The 2,851-nt window shown below is 37.7% G+C and carries 5 protein-coding genes; 1 reads left to right on the top strand and 4 read right to left on the bottom strand.

The annotated features are described in order from the left end of the window. Together RLO81_RS06305 and RLO81_RS06310 are read right to left on the bottom strand one after the other, a co-directional pair. Positions 1-393: hypothetical protein (locus RLO81_RS06305; RefSeq protein WP_350108821.1), on the bottom strand; the 393-nt coding region annotated here is incomplete at its 3' end. A gap of 76 nt (positions 394-469) precedes the next feature. Beyond that, positions 470-1,507, bottom strand: a complete 1,038-nt coding sequence (locus RLO81_RS06310) for a FecR family protein (RefSeq protein WP_350108824.1) — start codon at positions 1,505-1,507, stop codon at positions 470-472. Between the two features lie 233 nt (positions 1,508-1,740). Here RLO81_RS06310 and RLO81_RS06315 point away from each other — a divergent pair, with 233 nt between their 5' ends. After that, positions 1,741-2,304 carry an RNA polymerase sigma factor gene (locus RLO81_RS06315; RefSeq protein WP_350108827.1) on the top strand — a complete coding sequence of 188 codons (564 nt, stop codon included), beginning with the start codon at positions 1,741-1,743 and terminating at the stop codon, positions 2,302-2,304. Between the two features lie 15 nt (positions 2,305-2,319). Here the strand turns inward: RLO81_RS06315 and RLO81_RS06320 are convergent, their stop codons facing one another. Both RLO81_RS06320 and RLO81_RS06325 read right to left on the bottom strand, forming a co-directional pair. Continuing rightward, complete coding sequence (locus tag RLO81_RS06320) at positions 2,320-2,616, bottom strand: DUF5694 domain-containing protein (RefSeq protein WP_350108830.1); 297 nt, start codon at positions 2,614-2,616, stop codon at positions 2,320-2,322. 4 nt (positions 2,617-2,620) lie between these two features. Further along, positions 2,621-2,851, bottom strand: a 231-nt coding sequence (locus RLO81_RS06325; protein ID WP_350108833.1) for a hypothetical protein, incomplete at its 5' end; no start/stop codon positions are given.

Here is a 2,851-nt window from a genome sequence, read left to right on the forward strand (position 1 = left end):
CGCTTCCTCGGTGACCTGCGGATATGATTCACCTTCGACCTCCGTTATGGATATCGTTTCATTCACCCTTTTAATAGAGACCTGAGCCTGAAGTGATATTTCTTTTAACAAACTTTCCATATTCCAAACCCCTGAAGACAGGCTCAGTGATTTATTACGGATCATTTTCTTTGCAAAGGCAAATTCAAAATCGCTCTTACTCTTCAGGTCATCAAGCAATGTCTCTAAATGAACATTTTCATAGCGAGGCAAATCAATTTCAATCTCCCGTAAATATTTACGTTGTGCGTCCAGATCACTGGCATATACCATGAGCAGTGACTGACAGATGACGAATGCTTGTATGGCGTATTTCGTCATAGTTTTTACATAATTGTGTAATTTTACATTCATACGTTTTGGTTTAAATACTAAAACTTATAGTCAAAAGGGCTGTGCAACTTCCTACGGTATCGCAGCCCTTTATTTCTTAATTACTTTTTCTGATCACGATCTTTTTTGATTGTTCATCAATATTATATTTGAATTTGTAGATGTGCGATAAACTCTCCATCAACTCTTTAAGTGTCGGATTAGTCAAAACTGCAGTGTAGTTGTCAAACTTCGAATAATCCAGAGAAGCCTCTATTTCATAACCATACCATCTTTTTATGGTGACCAGAACCTGATGAAAAGAAGCGTCTTTCAATACCAATCGATTTTCAACCCAACCAAAGTAGATATCTCCGTTTGTGATCACATCCTTACTTAAGGGTTGAAATTCAGAGTACCTGGCAAGTTCATTTTGAGAAAGCACTACGGTTTGATCATTATGTGCACTTCTGACTGAAACCTTGCCTGATTTAACAGCAACAATTCCTTCATCAGATCCGGAAACATCAACTATGAAAGATGTACCTAATACGGTTACTTCTATGCCATCTTTGATTTCCACTGTAAATGGATTTTCTTCCATGCGGGCTACTTCAAAAAATGCTTCACCTTCCAGAATCACGTGCCTTTGCTTTTGAAATGAAGCTTGATCATAGGTGATTGCGCTCCTTCCGTTTAACTTTATCCTTGTACCATCACTTAGCTGAATGTTAAGCTTTTCACCTGCACTTGTTCTTTTTATTACCGGGTTATCAATTTGAGAATGAGGGATTCTATCGGTCGAATAATCCAGTAAATGACTCAATATGAAGGATACTGAAAGCAACACAATTAGCACTGCAGCTATCTTAATCATCCTATGATAATATTTTCTACCATGTCTGGGGTTTAGACTTATTTGCCTGAAAGTGGGCCTGGAAATTTCCCTATGCTTGATCTTATCAAGAATTATGGTGTATAAATCATCGAAATCGACATCAGGCTCATCACCTTCTTCTACTTCATCAATCAATTTTTGCTGTACAACATCTTTGGCTTCTTCACTATGAATCCATGAAATGACCTCAGATACATTTATTTCCTCTCCGGAACTTTCTTTCTTTTTAAGGAAGTTTTCGAATTTTTCGAAATTCATATTTTGATACTTGTATCTGTACTTCGTAAAAAAAGTGGATTTACACTGTAGCTATCAGAAATAATTGTAAGCCTGGCAGTAGAGGAGTTCTTTCACTGATTAAATTATAATAAATACATTAATTTCATTGTAAATCTCATAATAAGGAATCCAAATTAACAATCCCTTTTGTCATTCTTTGATGAAGATTCTCTTAGATTTAAATAATTTTAGAGTACAATAGAGGATATGCGATGTTAGATGAATTGGGATTTCGTTTGCTAAATGGTGACGAGGGAGCACTAAAGATGCTCTATGAACATTACAAGAAAAGGATCTTTAGATTCTGTGTAAGACATGGCCAAACGGAGGATGATGCCAAAGATGTCCTTCAGGAAGTTATCATTCGTATTTGGACTCAACGTTCAGAGATCGATCCAGACAGAAATCTCGAGTCTTATATTTTTTCGATTGCCAAAAATGTGATTGTTGACAAATATCGAGAACTTGTTAAGAGGAAAGTTGCCACGGAATATCAAATCTATTTGATGACACCTGAAAATGACACAGAAGCAAAAGTGTATTTGAATGAACTAAAAGTGGAAATTGAAAAGACCTTTGATGCCATGCCCGAGATGAGAAAATTAGTCTTCCAACTAAGCAGGTTCAAGGGCTATTCAAATAAGGAAATAGCCCAAGAGATGGGAATTTCCATTCGCACCGTAGAATCACACATCTCAAAAGCGCTACAGGCTTTCAAAAACAATCTTGGAGAGGCCAGTGCAGGCATGTTACTGCTGTTATGGTCCAACCTTTAATGTCCTCCGTTAAGCTTATGTGGTTTGATGACAAATGATCCATATTTTGCATGTTTGGACTAATCTTAAGGACCCACGCAGATCATAGTTGATTCCTTGATTCTTTGTATCTCGGAATTCCACAGTGTGGATTTTGGCCTGACACATTTTTGTGATTCTGAACCCAAGCTGTTGATATTCGGAAATACTCAAATCATGATCTCCTAAGAAATAGCTTGCGTACAGACTGTCAACCTCCGGTTGCCTTTCAATAGGATTTTCAATACAAACGATCGTTGCATTGAATGCCGCGATCCTTTCAACCACCTCCATAATTTCAGCTTGTCTTTCGGGCGTAGACAGGTCGATTTGAATCTACTTTATAAGAATCAGCATTTGGATAAGCGAAATGCCAGGTACCAAGCAGCATTACCTGCACTGGAGTGTAATCATTTAACAGGTAGTCGTCGGCGAGGGGGATGTGTTGATCAATGGTGGTCTGATTTTTATTGCAGGCCGGAACGGAAAGCATGAGGGCTATTTTTAGGTTTGATTTCATGTTTTTTGC

It is taken from the genome of Fulvivirga sp. (genome assembly GCF_040220315.1).
GTDB lineage: Bacteria > Bacteroidota > Bacteroidia > Cytophagales > Cyclobacteriaceae > Fulvivirga.

Excerpts from the sequence above, each read along its gene's own strand:
- RLO81_RS06310 (WP_350108824.1), bottom strand. The coding sequence starts at position 1,507 with ATGAATTTCGAAAAATTCGAAAACTTCCTTAAAAAGAAAGAAAGTTCC.
- RLO81_RS06320 (WP_350108830.1), bottom strand. The coding sequence starts at position 2,616 with ATGGAGGTGGTTGAAAGGATCGCGGCATTCAATGCAACGATCGTTTGT.
- RLO81_RS06315 (WP_350108827.1), top strand. The coding sequence starts at position 1,741 with ATGTTAGATGAATTGGGATTTCGTTTGCTAAATGGTGACGAGGGAGCA.